The 18204-nt window shown below is 35.9% G+C and carries 13 protein-coding genes; 8 read left to right on the forward strand and 5 right to left on the reverse strand.

Annotated features, from left to right (window positions below; translation table 11 throughout):
* Positions 1–127 precede the first annotated feature (127 nt).
* The 7 genes from M0R38_03180 (at position 128) to M0R38_03210 (ending at position 9225) form a co-directional block, all read left to right on the forward strand.
* Positions 128–664, forward strand: a complete 537-nt coding sequence (locus M0R38_03180; protein MCK9480749.1) for a sigma-70 family RNA polymerase sigma factor — start codon at positions 128–130, stop codon at positions 662–664.
* Positions 661–2121 (forward strand): hypothetical protein, encoded by a 1461-nt coding sequence (locus M0R38_03185; GenBank protein MCK9480750.1) that lies wholly within the window; start codon positions 661–663, stop codon positions 2119–2121. The genes M0R38_03180 and M0R38_03185 overlap by 4 nt, the downstream gene beginning before the upstream one ends.
* Positions 2122–2157: 36 nt before the next feature.
* Entirely contained in the window at positions 2158–3678 is a 1521-nt protein-coding gene (locus M0R38_03190; GenBank protein ID MCK9480751.1) for a T9SS type A sorting domain-containing protein, read from the forward strand.
* A 78-nt stretch (positions 3679–3756) separates the two neighbouring features.
* Positions 3757–7320, forward strand: a complete 3564-nt coding sequence (locus M0R38_03195) for a gliding motility-associated C-terminal domain-containing protein (GenBank protein ID MCK9480752.1) — start codon at positions 3757–3759, stop codon at positions 7318–7320.
* 206 nt (positions 7321–7526) lie between these two features.
* A complete protein-coding gene (locus M0R38_03200) occupies positions 7527–8105 on the forward strand; it encodes an RNA polymerase sigma-70 factor (protein ID MCK9480753.1) in 579 nt (192 codons plus the stop codon).
* A gap of 51 nt (positions 8106–8156) precedes the next feature.
* Entirely contained in the window at positions 8157–8330 is a 174-nt protein-coding gene (locus M0R38_03205; protein MCK9480754.1) for a hypothetical protein, read from the forward strand.
* Between the two features lies 1 nt (position 8331).
* Entirely contained in the window at positions 8332–9225 is an 894-nt protein-coding gene (locus M0R38_03210) for a FecR domain-containing protein (protein ID MCK9480755.1), read from the forward strand.
* Positions 9226–9239: 14 nt separating this feature from the next.
* Here the strand turns inward: M0R38_03210 and hemW are convergent, their stop codons facing one another.
* From hemW to M0R38_03235, 5 genes are all read right to left on the reverse strand, one after another.
* Positions 9240–10370 (reverse strand): radical SAM family heme chaperone HemW, encoded by a 1131-nt coding sequence (gene hemW / locus M0R38_03215; protein MCK9480756.1) that lies wholly within the window; start codon positions 10368–10370, stop codon positions 9240–9242.
* 5 nt (positions 10371–10375) lie between these two features.
* Entirely contained in the window at positions 10376–11014 is a 639-nt protein-coding gene (locus M0R38_03220; protein ID MCK9480757.1) for an O-methyltransferase, read from the reverse strand.
* A gap of 119 nt (positions 11015–11133) precedes the next feature.
* Entirely contained in the window at positions 11134–12207 is a 1074-nt protein-coding gene (locus tag M0R38_03225; protein MCK9480758.1) for a cytochrome-c peroxidase, read from the reverse strand.
* Between the two features lie 4 nt (positions 12208–12211).
* The gene (locus M0R38_03230) at positions 12212–12991 is read right to left on the reverse strand and encodes a hypothetical protein (GenBank protein ID MCK9480759.1); all 780 of its coding nucleotides are present in this window, start codon (positions 12989–12991) and stop codon (positions 12212–12214) included.
* An 11-nt stretch (positions 12992–13002) separates the two neighbouring features.
* Positions 13003–14916 carry a T9SS type A sorting domain-containing protein gene (locus tag M0R38_03235; protein ID MCK9480760.1) on the reverse strand — a complete coding sequence of 638 codons (1914 nt, stop codon included), beginning with the start codon at positions 14914–14916 and terminating at the stop codon, positions 13003–13005.
* A 102-nt stretch (positions 14917–15018) separates the two neighbouring features.
* Here M0R38_03235 and M0R38_03240 point away from each other — a divergent pair, with 102 nt between their 5' ends.
* Entirely contained in the window at positions 15019–18198 is a 3180-nt protein-coding gene (locus M0R38_03240) for a WD40 repeat domain-containing protein (GenBank protein MCK9480761.1), read from the forward strand.
* The last annotated feature ends 6 nt before the right edge of the window (positions 18199–18204 follow it).

An 18204-nucleotide genomic window follows, 5' to 3' on the forward strand; every position in this document is an offset into this window, starting at 1 on the left:
TGGCTTGGCAAATTGGATAATGAAATTAGGAAAAAAGTATTTTGTCAGGCAACATTTAATTAAATTATGTGTCTTAGTAATAGTATAAAAGCTGATTTTTGCTTTTGGTTTTGCCTTTTTTGCAGAGATGATGACAGAGGAAGATATCATACAAGGATGTATTAAGGAGAAACGACAAGCACAAGAAGCATTATACAAAAAATATGCTCCTAAATTGTTGGGTCTCTGCTGCCGATATGCTAAAGATATGCTTGAGGCAGAGGATATCCTTCAAGAAGGATTCATTAAGGTCTTTGACAATATCTCAAGCTATAGCGGAAAAGGGTCGTTTGAAGGTTGGCTTAAAAGAATTATGATAAATGAAGCACTCAATAAAATAAGAGCTAGAAAAGAAAAGCTGGATTTTATGGATGACTTCGATTTTGATGTCCCGACAAGTATTCTTTCTACCGATACCCTCCATCATAAGGAGTTGCTTCAAATACTAAATCGTTTGCCGGAAGGATATAGGGTGGTGTTTAATTTGTTTGCGATTGAAGGGTTTAGTCATCAAGAAATTGCAGAAAAACTCAATATAGGACACTCTACTTCGCGCTCTCAATATGCTAAAGCAAGAAATTATTTGCAAAAACTAATTAATGAAATTGAAAAAGTAAAATTATGAAAGAAAACAATTTTGAAGAGTTTGTAAAAAAACAATTTGAAGACTTTGAAATTGAGCCCTCTAAGGGATTGATGGAGAAAATATTGATGGCTCGTAAAAGCCGCAAGGGAGCAGGATTGTCCTTTGTTGGAGGTAAATCATTGGCTCTTCTGATTGTGGGTTTGTTGTTAAGCGGCTCTTGGATTTTTATTAAAACCCAAAAATCAAACAAAGAAGTGGTACAGGCTCAGGTTCATCAACCTAACACTGCACAATCAGATCCTGAAATAAATTCTAATAGTCCGTCTGAGGACATAAAAGACGATGTGCAAATTCCGGATTTTGTTGTGAATTCAAATCATGAACGGGTAAATGAAAATAATTCTACTAATACTTCTGAATCTATATACAACAATAAAACAATCGGGTCTGCCGGTTCAAACAATGTTGTTTTTGATAATAACAAAGAAAATAAGAACGTTAAGAACACTGCTCAGAAGGTTAAAAGAAATAACATAAATCAGGAATTTACTTATATCGAAACAGAGAAACAACCGGAATTTAAGTTTTCTGCACAATCTGATGAGATGTCTATTCATGAAATCCATACAATTTATCATGACAAAGTTTTGAGGCAGGTTAGTTACATAACCCAGATTTCATATAAACCATTGACACATACTTTTTACCCAACCTTAACCAAAAACAATGCATTTGTAGCCACAAAGGATATGTTATATACTCCAAATCCTATTAAACGTCCCCGTAAAGGATACTCTGAAACCAAATGGTTTAACCAAGTAGAAGTGAATGTTGGTGGCGGGATTTGGAATGATAATGCTCAAGTGAATAATTTTAGCGAATACGGTCGTTTTTCTATGGGTGCTAAGGTGTTGGGCAGATTCAAACTAAGTGATAAATTCAATTTTATCACAGGATTCTCATTCTTACATAGGACTTCTAATATTCAATATAGTAGAACAGAAAGTCAAACTTATATGAGTGTTGATACTACATACGGGTATATAATTGATCCAGGAGCACCACCTGTTTTAGTGGTAAAATATGATACCTCGTTTAACACACTCATAAGTTATTATAAGGGCTTAGGGCGAAATGTATATAACAAACTATCGCTTCCTTTAGGTGTGGAGTATGAGATTGGATTTGGACAAAATTTGGTGTATGCCAATGGAGGTTTGTTACTCACGCTTGTAACGCTTGATAAAGGTGTATGGGTTCAAGGAGCTACTAATGAACTTAAAACATTTTCAGGTAGATCAAATCAAATTTCAACAGCGTTTAATTCAGGTTTTTTTGCAGGTGTTGGGTATGGATATCTCATCTCTCCTGAATTTACTTGGATTGTTGAATCCAATTTGTCAATGTGGAACTTTAAAAATAACCCGCTTGGGAAGTCAAATAAGAGTGTTCTTCTAAATACCGGGTTAAATACAGGGTTACGCTGGAGATTTTAGGTTGTTTGTGAACCGTTTTACTTTTAACTTTGTTTTATGAATGTACGGTTACTTGTGTGTGTGCTTTTTGTTTGTTCTCTTGCTGCAAACGGACAGCAAAACAATACGTTTGTTCAAAGCCCAAAGCTTGATTTTCATTTTACTCCCTTAGGTCGCTTTAGTAATGATTCAGTGGGAATGTTTTTTCCGAGCAGTTCCCTCAAACCTGTCATTGCAAATACTGGAATATTAGTTGCAGGAAGAGTTCAATCCGGAGAGTTGCGTGCGTCAATGAATACTGACAATGCGACTGATTTTACTTACGGTCCATTAGACATTTCATTTACTTTTACTCCTGATAGCGCTCAATGGAATAAGTCTTGGATGATTAGTAAATCAGCTATTCTTAACCATATTCAATCCTACAAAAAACCGGGTTATGTTTTACCTGATGAGATAAAGCATTGGCCCATCAATCCGCCTGCCGGATTTGAAGGTATATTAGCACCTTTTATAGACTGGAACAGTAATGGTGTGTATGAACCTGACTTAGGTGAGTCTCCTGTAGTTGAAGGTGATATCAATGTGTTTGCAGTTTATCATGACTATAAAAAAAATAGAACACGTGCAGATAGTGGATTAGGTATTGAAGTTAAACATTTTGCGTATCTCATCACTCAACCTGAAACGAATCAATATTTGATTTTGAATAGAATGTTAGTAACCAATAAAAATACTAACACTATCAATGGTTTTAAGTTAGGTGTTTGTTCTGATTTAATATTGGGTGGAGGAAATACAAACTTTGTCAGATCATATCCGGAGCATAATGCAATGGTTGGATTCAATGCGGTAGGTTCTGATTCAATTTATGGAAATAATATCCCTGCATTTGCAATCATTACATTAAATCGCAAACTCGCGGGCACAATGTATTTGACCACAGATGATGACGTGGTTACTGGTTATCCTACAACCAATGAACAAATTCAGCATTATTTGTCCGGCAAATGGAGAAACGGGAAGGCGTTGACTTATGGCGGAAATGGGGTTGATGGCAGTACTTCGGTGCGCTATGTGTATCCTGGTTTAGAAGATAAGAATAATCATCCTTTTAATTGGTTGGAAAGTAATTCTGGAAGTATATCAGGTAAGAGGAGTTTGTTGCTTGTTTTTGACAGTATGAATTTAGCTTCCCAAGCTACGGTAGAGTATCGTTTTGCTTTTCAGTTGATACCCGGTGCTAACAATGATTCTGCTTTGATAAAACAGTCAATCGAAGAAACCTTGTTGAGATATGGAAATGGAGACTTGACGAATGTGTCGCAAATAATACATAAAACCGAGTGTAAAGTATTTCCAATGCCCATTCAGTCAAATGAAGCATTCATTATAGAGTCTTTTAATCCAATTAACTCAATCCAAATTTTTGATGTAACCGGGCGTATGGTTTACAATAATGAAATGCAATCTCTCGAAACATCTTTTCAATGCAGCCCTGCTTTGCAACCCGGAATCTATTCAATACGTATTGCTACCACGACAGGTCTTTTTATTCACAAACTGATGGTTCAATAAGGATGTGAGTGATTGGTGGAAAGAATGTATTGTGAAATAAAAATAATGTTTTAACTTTGAATAAAGTTAGATGAACGGATGAAGCGAGCTCTACCAATAGGCTTTTTTATCGGATTTTTACTTTTGTTTCAATTTGAAACAAAGGCTAGCCATGTGCTTGGTTCTGAACTTGTTTATAGTTTCACCGATGTATATAATGTTAAATTAAACCTCAAGGTTTATAGGGATTGTAGCGAATGTAAGTTCAACGGCAATGGAGGAGGGGTTAGTACCGATAATTGTTCAGAAATTCCTCCCATTGAGGTTTATGGGTTTAATAATATTACCGGTAAAAAAGTATTCTTAACATCATTGACAATTTCACGTCAAGGAATGTCAAATATTACCAATTCATGTGTAGGATTGACCAATGCTTGTGATTTGACAAGCACACCTGTTTTAAATAGTGGAATAGAGGTGCATGATTTTATAGCAAACTTTAATACTCAGTCATACGAATTAAACGGATACTGTAATTTCTTTTTTACAAGTTCTATTTTTTCTCGTTCAGATGAGATTACTCCACCTAATTCACCCATTGAAAAGTTCTTTAATTATTCCGAGTTAAATGTTTGTGCCGGTATTAGAACAAATTCTGTAAAGTTGACTTCCAGACCAAATTTTATGGTGAATGCAGGCAGCCCTATTTTTCATTCACCGGGTGTTGATCAAGGAGATGCAGATAGTATTTCAGTTAAATTAGTTCCCGCTCTGAGTGATTTTGACAAAGAAATTCAATATGTGTCGGGTATGAGTTACAATATGCCTTTTACTGTCGCATCTTGTGGTGGTAGCGGATGCGCTCCAGATCCGCTTGCCAATCCTCCGACCGGTTTTTATTTTGACTCCAAAACGGGAAATACGGTTTATACACCTCAATTTTCAGGGCAGGTTGGGACTTTAGTTTATGAAATTACTAAGTGGAAAAGAAGTTCATCAAGCGGACTTGTCGTTGTTAGTAGGGTGCGTAGAGATTTTATGATTAGAACGATTACAGGAACTAATGTTGAGCCAATTTTTGAAAATGATAAAGATGCATACACTGTGTGCACCAATTCAAAAATTATAATCCCCATCATTGTTAAGGAAAGTCAAGATGTAAGCTTCAATACAAATAATCTGCCCGATGGAATGTCTTATACGCCTAGTTCCATGACAACACCTTATTATACCGGAATGTTGAGTTGGACACCTGCTGATTCTTTTGCAGGCAAGACTTTTTTGGTTACTGTCGATGTAACGGATAATAATTGCCCATTGAATGCTACTAGTTCAAAGACATTTATTTTAAAAGTACATGCTACTCCAAACCTGTCTATTTCATTAACGCAGAAGTCTTGTGGCAAAGTGGAATTGGTTGGTAAACCTGCCGCATACCCTGACAATATGTATATTTGGAGGGTTACTTATCCAAATACAGTAACAAAAGAATATTGGGGAAGGAAACAAGAAATTGAGCATCTGTATGGTGGATTACTCAATGTTGAACTTAGTTTAAATCAGGTTTGTAAAGGAACTATTGTCAGTGCAATAACGCTTCCTCTATATACTCCTCCAACTTTCTCTTTAGCTTCCGATTATGTTGCATGCGCAGGAACAAATATCACTGTTGTACCAATGGGAGTTTCCGGCAATGCGCCATTTAAATATTATTGGAATGATGCTTTAGGTACTTCTTTTTTTGTAAAACCAGCAGGTAGTGATTTTGCATTAGACGCAAAAATTGAAGATAAAGATGGTTGTGTTCAAACGGTTTCTACTGTGCTTAAATCTTATCCGAAATTGACTTTACATACGAAAGATTCTTCTTTTTGTTCTTTAGATTCGGGTAGATTTGTATTAAATGGTTTGTTAACGCATCAACACGTCAATATTTCTCAAGGGTTTGAGTTGTTGGGAGGCGGTACTCAATTATTGAATGATAATGGAGAATGGTACTTCTTGAAACAAGATTTTTCCAAAACAATGATTGTATTCCGAGCATGGGTACAAGATGAAAATGGATGTAAATATTATGACACATTTAACATCTATAAAAAGTCCGGACTCGATTTTACTGATCATTTGATAGGTGATTTCTGTAATACGGCTAATAAGTTAGACCTCTATCAACATTTTGGATTAAAGAAAGAAGATGGTTTTTTTGAAGCATTAGTATATGGAGTAATCGAAAATGGCGGATTGCTTAATCCTGCTGCGTTTACAAGTTCAGGAATGTATGATGTGTATTTTATGAGTTCTCCAAAATATTGTTCTAAAACAACGAATTTACATGTCAATATTTTTACAATTCCAAATATTTCGTGGATTCATTCAATGGATAGTATTTATTGTCAAAATAGCGAGAATGTGCAATTGAATGCGAATTCAGGAAGTGGACATTGGACAGGCAAGGGGATTACAGGAAGTTTGTTCAATCCTACTGATCCTGAAATTAAGGCTGGAGAACCATTTTATATAACTTATTCCGAAAACGAACCTGTTTTAGGATGTATCGCAACTGACTCTGTTAAGATTTGGGTTTATAAAGCACCTTCATTCGAAATGACATTCATGGATGGGTTTAATAATGCTTTACACAGTCAAGTGTGTATAAACACTCCCGTCTTTGTTAAATTAACTCCACAGTTTGACGAAAGCACTTTCCCTTTTGAATATTCCAACTCGTTGTCAACGAACCGCGGTCTTTTGGTGAATTCAAGGTTGCAACCGGATTCAGATGCCGGCAAACATATTCTAACACTCAAGACGTCAAGTGGGATATGCCCGGATGTTCAAAATAGTAAAGAAATTGAGTTTGAGAAATTACCTCAAATTTCAGTTGAACCTTTTGAACAGTTTTATTGTGAGCAAGATAATGAAATCAAGTTGCATTATGTAACATTACATACAACTCAACTTGAGTGGTATATGAATCAGAATAAAATGGGTGAGTCTAATTTGTCTGAGAGTGATTTTATATTCTCAAATGCCAAATCAGGTGTTTATACTCTCAAAGTAAAGTTGACTAACGGAGTTTGTAAGAACGAGGTTGTCCTTGCTGATACCCTAGTGATAAGCCCAATACCTCAACCAATTATTGCAGCTACTCCCTCTGTTTACGTGCCTAATGATATGCGCTTGGTATCAATTCAAGATGCAGGGAAGTATTCATTCCCAATTTCAAAGAGAAGATGGTTAATAGAGGATAAGGAATATACGAATCAAATATCTATTTCACACCGAATTAAAGCTGTTGAAGGTGAAATTCCTATTCACTTGTATGTAGAAGATATTTATGGATGCTCTGCAGAAGTTGAGAGTGTACTTTACATTTCAGCACCACTAGACATATATATTCCCAATGCTTTCAGCCCAGATAATATAGGTCCTGAAATCAATAATCAATTCAAGGTTAATGCAGAACATGCTTTGGAATTTAAGATGATGATTGTAAACAAATGGGGGGAAACAGTTTTTAGCACTACAAATCCTAATATGGGTTGGGATGGTACCTTCTTAGGTGCAAAATGTCCCGGTGATGTCTATGTTTATTATATCAAGGTTGTTAACCAACTTGGCGGAACAAGAGAGTTTCGAGGAACCATTACTTTGTTGAGATAGTTATACCTAACAGTATCACAGATTGCGTAGTGGTTGATGTTACTGAAAATGCGTCTTTTATAGAGGTAGGCATTTTCATCAAAGTTGTCGGATAATATTAGTTTCAATAGTTTGATATCGCTTACACTATGAATAACGTGTGGAAATTTCGATGTCTTGCCAAGATGCATTTGATTTTGTTTTGAACCCCAAATAAATGTCATGCTGTGCAGAATGCGTTAAATCAATTTGAACTCCTTTATAAGAAGTATTATCGTGCATTGCACTATTTCTGTCGCCAGTATGTACAGAATGATGAGGATGCAGAAGAAATTGTGCATGATGCATATGTTGCGGTTTGGGAACGCAGAGAAAATTTAGACCTTGACCTACAACTCAAGCCATATTTATATAAAGCGGTGCGTAATAAGTCTTTAAACTTTTTACAGAAACGAAAAATTGAGGTGCAAGAAGTTGAAGAAATTGAAAACTTACAGCACAAGACTGATGTAAGTCCTTTAGAAGTGCTTTATACTAAGGAAACTGAGCAATTGATAGTGGAACTGATTCACACGCTGCCACCTCGATGTAAACAAGTCTTTTTATTAAGTCGAAAAGAAGGTTTTTCATATAAAGAGATTTCAGATATTATGGATATTAGCCCTAAAACTGTAGAAAACCAAATTGGAATTGCAATTAAACAGATTAAGGAAGGAATAGAAAAACGCAACAAAACTATAGATAAAAAAAATGAGAAATTTCCTCTGGTTTTATTGATTGGCGCAGCATTGGAGCATTTTTACTAAAAAATCGCTGTTTTTTGGGGGAGAGATAAATAATGGCTGTTTTATGTAGCAATGAAAGAAGAACTTAAAGCAAATCTAATAACCAAATATATTTGTGGTTTATGTACTCCTGAAGAAGAGGAGTTTGTTCTAAATTGGCTTAAAGCAAATAGTACCAATCAATTGTTGCTTGGGTATATTCGTCAAAATATGATGAGCAATCCAAGTTTTGTCCCTGCAAGGTAAAATGGAAAACAATAGAAAATTAAGCGAAATTGTCTCTGATTTAGAGAAAGGTACCTTGCTCCCTGAAAATGAGCAAGGATTTCAGACTATTTGGGATGCTTCCTCAAAATTTAATTATCCTGAGGTTGATGTGGAACATTCGTGGCAAAGTTTGAAACATAAAATTGCGGCACAACCTTCTGAAGTTGCTTTAAAAGTGAATTATTTTAGAACGTGGGCAATTGCGGCTTCTCTTGCATTGTTGGTCGCTTTTGGTGCACTTTTTTATGTTAACTACTTTAAGGTTAAGCCTATAGAGTATGTTGCGAATAATCAAAATAAAGTCGTTCAATTGCCGGATGGCTCCACTGTTACACTTAATATGTTTTCAAGTATAATTACCGATTCTGATTTTGGTAAGAAACACAGAAATATTGAACTTAAAGGTGAAGGGTATTTTGATGTAAAGAAAAATGCTGCAATTCCTTTTATTGTCAAAACAGGTACACTTGAAACCAAAGTAACTGGAACACAGTTCGATGTTGATGCATATTCTAATAATTTAATTTCAGTTGCACTTAATGAAGGGAGTGTGGAGCTTCAACTTAACCCAAAATTAGTAACTAAATTAAAACCGGGTGAGGTAGCACTTGTGAACAAAACAAAGAATGAGGTGTTTGTATCTCAATTTAATAAACAACATACATTAGCTTGGATAGACAATCAACTTGTATTTGAGAACGAACCTCTTGTGCATGTAATTAAAAGATTAGAAAATGTTCTTAATGTTAAGTTTGTGTATCCTAAGAATATGGATTCTGTTTTAATTACTACGACATTTACTACACTTGATCCTGAACTGATTTCAAACATCCTTTCAAATACTCTTGAAACAGAGATAAGGGTGATAAAATAAATTCCTTTATTTTTTTAGTCAGCTAACAAACTGACAGCGATTGCATCTGAAAAAAGCAAAGCATCTTCGTTACACGTTATTCTATAGTTGCGTAGGCATAATTGATTTTTTAGTGGAATTTTAGCAATTTTTTTTAATAATTGCTCAGTTTCAGAAGGAAGTAAACTCATTAGAAATTTAACGTCAATACCATTTGAAGTCCTTATACCTGTCAGAATAGCTTCATTAAATGCCATTGTTGGTGTGATAAGTTCAGACTCGTGAGGAGGCTCCTTGTCAGCATTGAGACTTTGTATGTATTTGCTATGCGAATTTAAGTTCCACCTTCTTGCTCTACCATTGAAAGAATGGGCAGAAGGTCCAACTCCTAAATATTTTAAATGATTCCAATATGCACTATTGTGCTTTGATATCCATTTTTCAGATAATGCAAAGTTTGATATTTCATAATGCAACCAATCGTTTGATTTAATTTGTTTAATAGTTTCTTGGAAAGAATTTGCCTGTTCTTCCTCAATTGGTCTTGGAAAATGTTTCAAACGAATCAATCTCTCCCAACTTGTGTTGGGTTCGAGGGTTAATGAGTAGCATGAAAGGTGTTGAGGGTTTAATGATAGGGCAACTTCAATGTCTTGGAGGTGCTGTCTTGGATCTGTTACGGGTATACCGGTAATAATGTCTAAGCTAATATTGTCAAACCCTACTTGCTGTGCAGTTTTGATACATTGCACCGCTTCAGTTGCAGTGTGAGCACGATTCATCCATTGCAATGCTTTGTCATCAAAGGATTGCACTCCTATGCTTAAACGATTGATTCCAATTTTATAAAGCGAGCTTATTTTGTTTTCATTTAGGTCATCCGGGTTTGCCTCAAGTGTAATTTCAGGTGAGGGAGAGACCGGGTATGTTGTTGTGATTGTGTTTAAGATTGTAGCTATTTCTGTCGGAGTGAGAAGAGACGGAGTGCCGCCTCCAAAATATATGGTGTCAATCTGCTCATTTTCTAAATAGTGTTTTCGCAAGAGTAATTCATTACAAATTGCAGCAGTCATTTTTTGCGTAGAATGATTTCCTGCCTTGAAATGAAAGTTGCAATATATGCACGCTTGTTTACAAAATGGAATATGTATATAGATTCCCGCCACTGTTTTTACTTTACTCGAAGTATCATTAAACCGTCTCTAACCGGTAATAAAAAGTTCTCAACTCGAGAGTCGTTTCTTACTAAAACATTGAAATCATGCAACGCTTTGGTGTCTCTGTCATTTAATCGCTCCATGTTGTCCAGCACTTTGCCACTCCAAAGAACATTGTCTGCAATAATTACCCCACCCTTATTCATATTGGGTAAAACCATGTTGTAGTAGTTAATATAATTCATCTTGTCTGCGTCAATAAATACCAAATCCCACTTGCTGTGAATTTTAGGAACCAAATCCAACGCATCTCCATATTGGATATTAATCTGTTTGGAATATTGAGATTTTAAAATGTATTTCTCATGCACATCTGCAAGCTCGTCATTAATGTCAATTGTGTACAATAAGCCATTTGATTCAAGACCTTCTGCTAAACAAAGCGCAGAATATCCGCTGAATGTACCTATTTCAAGAATGTGTTTTGGTTGTCTCAGTTTACTAATAAATGCAAGCAATCTTCCTTGAATTTTTCCGCTTAGCATGCGAGATTGCAACATGTTGGTTTGAGTGTAACGCTCTAAATCATCTAATAGTTGATTCTCTAGGTTGGTACATTCTTCTGCATATTCATGAATTAAAAGGTCGTCCATTATTGGTAAGTTTTAAGATGAGGGATTAATTAAATTGACCGATACAAAGATATGCAAGCAATAAGTTTAAACATCGTAATAGGGCTTGCTGATACAAGAGGATAATGTTTTGCTTGCAATTACTTGAAAGGGTTTGAAAAGTTTTGATTCGTTGTAAAATGATAGTCAGTAAGACTTTTTAGAAACGCAATCAAATCCGCTTTTTGTTGTGCATCTAAATTTAGCCCTAAAGGAATTTGGTCCATCAAAGGGTCAATGTTGGGTGAGTTTGCGTGAACTCCTGTCGAATAAAAATCAATAACTTCTTCCAGAGTGGCAAATCGCCCATCGTGCATATAAGGTGCTGTAAGTTCAATGTTTCTGAGGCTTACAACTTTAAACTTTCCTTTATCGTGTTCTTGTTTGGTTGTAGCTCCAAAGCCTATGTCTGTTTGGTGGGTCTCATCTAATCCATTGTTTGCCATTTTTAGACTACCAAAGTGAATATTTCCATGACAATGAAAACAATCGGCTCCTCCCATATTGGGTTCGCTATTGAAAATTTGTAATCCTCTAAAAGCGGAATCGGAGAAAGTGGACGGCTCGCCTCTAAACCATTTGTCATATTCTGAATTAAATGAAATCATTGTAAACAAGAACTGCTCCATTGCTTTAGCATAGTGTTCCTCTTTAATATTGTAAATACCGAAAGCATTGTAAAATAATTTGCGATAAAAATTAGATTGGTTGAGTTTTCGTAACACTTCACTCATAGAAGAGTTCATTTCATTTGGATCTTCAATGGGTGCAATAACTTGTTCGCGAAGCGTATTTGCCCGTCCGTCCCAAAAGAAGTTTGGATGCCACATCAAATTAAATAACCCCATGGCATTCCTTTTTCCTATGGCACCTGTAATCCCAACTGAAAACCTTCTGAGGTCTGCAAAAGCATTTTCTTGTTTATGACAACTTGCACAACTTTGGCTGCTATCACCGGATAAGATAGGATCGTAAAACAAATACCTGCCCAACGTAATCCCTTCTTCGGTTAACTTGTTGTCGTCATTCATTTCATATTGCGGATAGCCAGTTTGCCTTTCCGGAAAGGTAAATGGGATAGGATCAAACACATAATCAGGTTTGTTCTCGCGTCTGCATCCAAACTGGATGATGAATATAAATACAATGAATCCGATGAGTGCTCTTTTATACATGTAGTTATTTTAACTCGAATGTATTGCTCAGGTTTGTGTATAATAAATCCATGATTAAATCCTCATCAGGGGAGCTTGAATGTGAAAGATCGCCATTTGTTTTCAGGCTGTATTGGTTTGGAGTAGAGAAGTATTTATCCAAATTTACGTCAATGACTTTTGCGATTTTGTTATTATTGTCAAAACTGAAGGTGTTTGAAGTTTCTAATGTAATCTGTTTGCGATATTTCAAGTTTGCCATGTGAAAAGAAAAAATCTGGTTGCTGTTGCCATTGTTCATGTAGTACCCTTCGCAAACCCAGAAAATATATCCCCCTTGCCACCCCCAATGCATATTATTTACGATGGGATTGAGCGGGTGGTTTTTGCTCCAACGGTTTGGGTCTCCGTGGTTAATGGAAGAGTCAAGACCAATCATGAATTTTATCCCTTTGAATGTGCCTTCAGGCATTGTTTCATCTATTTTAACTTCGTTTCTCTTTTCTGCAAGGTTCAGATAGGCAAAGGTGTCAAGTTTAACAGTCTCGCCATTTTCTTTGATTAATTCAAAATTTGAAAGAATGAGTTGAACTCTTGAAAAGTTCAGTGTATCACTGGCTTGGATAATATGTGTCATTTTATTAAACACTAAATCTTGACCTTCAAATTTTGGCTTGAAAGTGAGGGTCAATGCCGCTTTTTTCTCTGTTTTGGGTGTTTCATTCGTTTGTTTGTTTTCTTTTTCGCATCCAAATAACATGAATAAACTTAACATGAGTATTACTACGTATTTGTATTTTTTCATTTTCAACTTAACTATTGTTTGACAAATTTCCTAATTTGCTTTCCTGCACTGCTCGTACTTTCAAATATATATAATCCTGATTGAATTTGCTCAAGATTTATCTGTGAAATTTCACCTATAGCTAATGGAGTAGTGAAAGTATATTCAGCCACTACTTTGCCATCCAATGACATTATTTGATATGATTGAATTTCATGGTCAAAAGACACAACATTAAGCAAGTCATTGCTTGGATTGGGGTACAGTAGCAAACTGGATGTGGAAGTGCCTTTGTCTTTAATCATGATTGCTCTCGCTAAAATCCATTTTTCAGGGTCAAATTCAATAGCTTCAATGTCAAATAGAACTTGAAATTTGATGTTGTCATTATTTGCTTTTGGTAGCACTGTTATCATTTCTTTTTCACCATTTTTCCCTTTTAATAGCAATGGTATGGGAGTTTCAAAGAAATTCACAGACGGATCGGATGTTTCTTGAAATATCGATAATTTAACGGTTTTGTTACTGTGCTGTTGATAGTGGATAGTAAAAATCGGAAACCCTTGGCGCATAACCCATTGGTCAAAAAATGTGCTTAAATCTTTGCCTGAGCTTTGTTCTAAATGCCATTGCAGGTGGTTGCGATTAACAAATCCATACGCTAAATCAGTGTCTGCAAGGTAGCTTCTTAAACCGGAAAAAAATGCACTGTCACCACATACAAAACGCAACATGTGAACGACCATCGCTCCTTTGAAATAAACCAAACGTTGGTCGAAAAGTGTGTTAGTGCTCGCGGTGTCAAATGCAAAAACACTTCCGTTTGGCTTGCTTAATACTTGGTCAATTGCGGTTTGCAGTTGCAATTTCCACAAACTGTCATTTCTTAGGAACTGATAACATAGCATATTGCCATAAGTGGCAAAGCCTTCGTTGAGCCACAAATCTTGCCAAGAACTACAAGTAAGTTTGTCTCCAAACCATTGGTGCATCAGTTCATGCGCTATTAAGTCAAAACTAAAGCTGCCCATAAAGCTCATGGTTTGGTGTTCCATTCCTCCTCCATGATGAAACTGAGTATGTCCGTATTGTTCACGCATAAAAGGGTAAGCGCCAAACAAACTGTCGTAAAGTGTCATGATAGGTATGGTTTGTTTCACTTGTGTTTTGGCTGTTTCTGTGTAGAATGGGTAAACAAAATTTTGAATTTTAACAGAATCATTCCCGTTGTTTACAGATGCATAGTCGGTGATAATCTCATAAGGCGAAACACTCATGCAGATAAGGTATGGTGCAATAGGATAGGAGTGTTTCCAATGATAATAATTTCTTACAGAATCAGCCTTGCCTGTTTCAACTAAAACGCCATTTGAAACACCGGTATAAATACTGTCGCAAACAATTGTTATCTCAATAGAATCAATTTTGTCATTGAGTGTGTTTTGACATGGAAACCAATAGTAACAACCATAAGGTTGCGATCTTGTTGCAATGATATTGCCGCTTTTATGAACAGATCTGCTATAATACATTTGGTTAAAGCTGGGTTGTCCTTGATAAAAGATTTCAAGTGTGTCTAAAGTGCCGGCAAGCAGTAAAGGCGAATAATTTAAAACAATCAAGTCCAATTGTCTGGAAAATGCAATGGTATTACCTTGTTTGCGAACAGAATCAACATGTAATGATTTTTCTAATTCAAAAATAACCTTAGAAGTGTTAGTCTTTGGGGTGAAGATAATTTTTGAACTTGCATTCAGATATCCGTTTGCAGGGTTGGGTGAGAAATTAAAACTTTGATTCACAATGTTTAAATATGCAGCATCTGTGCGCCTTTCTAAAGATGTTTTTTTTGTCATTACACATTGTTCAGCAACCGAAAAAGGACTTTCTTGTGCAATAGCAATATTGTGTAATCCAAGCAATATCAACAAAAGTAGCCTTGTCATTCGAGATTTCAAATTTACATATTTAATTCTACTCTTGGAATTAGCCTTTTTGAATCTTTTCTTATTTGAAAAAGCAGCGTTTTCGCTACCTTTGACACGCTTTTGAACAAGACTGCAGCATATCTCCTTTTGTTTACTTGCTACTTCGTGCTTGCGCATGAATCAAGGTCTCAAGGTGTTTACACACATTTCGGAGAGAATCGGGTTGTATATAATAATTTTATTTGGGAAAAAATCAATTCAGGTTATGATGAAATTATTTATGAAAAAGGTCAATCCTTGATGGCAGAAACAATGTTGCAACAATTTGATATTGAGAAAAAAGGGTTAGAGCGTGAAATGCAATTTCAATTGCGAAGCGCAATACGGGTTGTGATTTTCACCAATTTTGCTCATTATATTCAAGGGAATTTTGGTATTAGTGATCAACAGTTCTATGCCGGAGGCTATATCTATACACCTCAAAATACCATTTTTGTTTATTTCAACGGTGATTATAGTCAATTAAATAAGGATATCAAGCGCGGAATTGCCAAGGCGATGATTAATGAAATGGTGTTAGGCGGCACTATGTTGGAGAGGGTGCAGAGCAGTGCCTTAATTACTTTGCCTGAATGGTTTGTCTCAGGGCTTGCATCTTATCTTGCAGAATCGTGGAGTACTTATCATGATAACTTGATGCGAGACGCACTTTTTCAAAAAACATTTAAGAGCTTTACTTCTTTAGACAAGGATATGAGTGTTTTTGCTGGACATAGTATCTGGTTTTTTCTTGAACATAAATACGGCAAAAGCAAGATTCGGAGCATCTTGTTTAATATAAGAATAACTCGCAATGTTCAAATGGGATTAGAAGCCTACACAGGGTTGTCGGTGAACACGTTGCTAAAAGAATGGTTGACTTTTTTTAAAAATCGATATGCCCAAGATGAAGTGAGTTTTACTGATCCACGAGGTGAAGAAAGTAAGCTCAACCAATATGCTAAAATTCGACACACCGGAATGAAATTAAGCCCGGATGGAAAACATATTGCGTTTGTTACTAATAATCGGGGCGCTTACAAAGTATGGATTTACAATGTTGCACAAAGAAGTGCCAAGTTGTTGCTTGCAGACGGGAACAAGACTTTTACTCGAGAACCAAATTATTTTTTTCCGGTTGTGAAATGGATTACAAAAAACAAAGTAGCCATACTGCAAGAAAGCAGTGGAACCCTGACTTTAACAGAGTATTTAATCTCCGGACGCAAAGTTCAAAAACTTGATTTAAGCGAGTTTGATTGGGTAAGGGATTTTGATTTCAATGAAGAAGGTGATATGCTGGCAGTTGCAGCAGTAAAAGACGGGATTCTCAATTTGTTTGCTAAACAGCGAAAAGAGAAAAGTTTTAAACAGCTGACTGCTAACTTATATGACATATCTGAGATTTCATTTACAAAAGATAATAATATCCTGTTTGTGTCCACTGCCCCGGGGAGTGAAATACTCAACATGAGATTTGCACTTTTTAATGCGGCTCGGGGAGTGTTTTATTTTGATATAGAACACAATAAAATTACCAGAATAACTCCTGTTGATTACCAGATAAATTATTCGCAACCTATCCATTTGGGTGATAATTTCATTTCTTTTATTTCTGATGTTGGAGGTATTCATAACAGTTATTTAGTTGAATTTAAAGGACAAACACTGCAATACAAGGATTTTAAACAATTGACCAATTACAGTCGCAGTATTTTGTTTCAATCTGCTTCAATTGAAAATTCAAAGATTGCAGAACTTGTTTATATCAGAGGGAAATACAGGATTTATTTGTCAAACTATAGTCTTGATGAAATGGCAAATACAAACTATGCTACTTTTACTCAACAAACCCAATATCGAAAGGAAGTGAGTGCAAATAAAGACTATCTTTTAGAGCAAACATATTTAGCCCCTATTGTTGAGATTCCTGCTGATTCGACCCAGCGCTCAACTACATTAGAAGATAGTGTGTCTATATTACAATCTTCATTTCAAACGTATTTTCCTATTATTGATTATAAAACTCCGGACAAGCCTATAAAACAACCAAAAGCGAGTCTTGATTTTGGCAATGAAGTAAATCCATTGGTGCATGTTGATTATTTCTTGTTACGGTTTTTAGATAATTCTATCATTGGAGATTACTATTTTCAAGGAGGTATTAATGAACGTATTTTTCATTCTACATTGTTCAGCCCGCATATTACATTTTCGCTGAGTGATATGTTTAACAATCATACAATACAAGCCGGGGTGCGAATCATGGGGACTTTGGATGGCTCAGATTATTATTTTAAATATAAGAATCGAATAGGACGTTTGAATAAAGAAGTGTTCTTTAACAGACGTTCTCGGTATTTTGATGCAAATGCTTTGTATCAGCGAAATATATTTACTCAAGGAGGTGTAGGTATAGAATATCCTTTTAGCGATCGTGCCAGAATAGAAGCACAAGTGCTATACAGAACTGATATTCATGCAAATTTAGCGGTGGACAGTGAATCTTTATTTCATCAAGATCCTAAACAGAGTTTGATAGGAACTAAATTGGGCTATGTTTTTGACAATACGGTTTCAACCGGACTCAATATGTTGCAAGGAACACGAATCAATGCATTTGTGAGTCCTTATTTTGTGTTGAATAGAAAAGGCGCAAATATTATGATGGGTTTAGATTTTAGAAATTATACAAAGATTGACAGACAGCTGATTTGGGCGAACCGTTTTGTTGCTAACACTTCTATTGGTGCGCTCAAAACTGCCTATTTTCTTGGCGGTCCGGAAAACTGGTATTATAGGACTTTTGAAGGCAATGTAGGGTCTTTGCGCAATAAGGAATATATACTCCAAACGATTGGTGCACCTATAAGAGGCTTCCCGTTAAATGCACGTTCAGGTACTTCTTATATGGTGATTAATTCTGAATTAAGATTGCCTGTTTTTGCATATCTCACTCAAAAACCAATTAGGGCGGAATGGATAAGGAGTTTTATGCTTGTTGCTTTTGCCGACATGGGTGCAGCTTGGATGGGTAGTAATCCATACAGTAGCCTGAATCCTTATAATACAATCGTTTATAATCAACCGGATATGGATATGTCTGTTACCTCTAACCGCAATCCATTTATCTTGGGAACCGGATTTGGAGCCCGCATTAAACTTGATTCTTATTATTTTAAATATGATGTAGCATGGGGAATGATGGCTGATGTGCCTACCAGAGTTTTTCAGCATATTTCTCTTGGACTTGATTTTTGATTTGTG

This window comes from Bacteroidia bacterium (assembly GCA_023228875.1).
Taxonomy (GTDB): Bacteria; Bacteroidota; Bacteroidia; order NS11-12g; family UBA955; genus JALOAG01.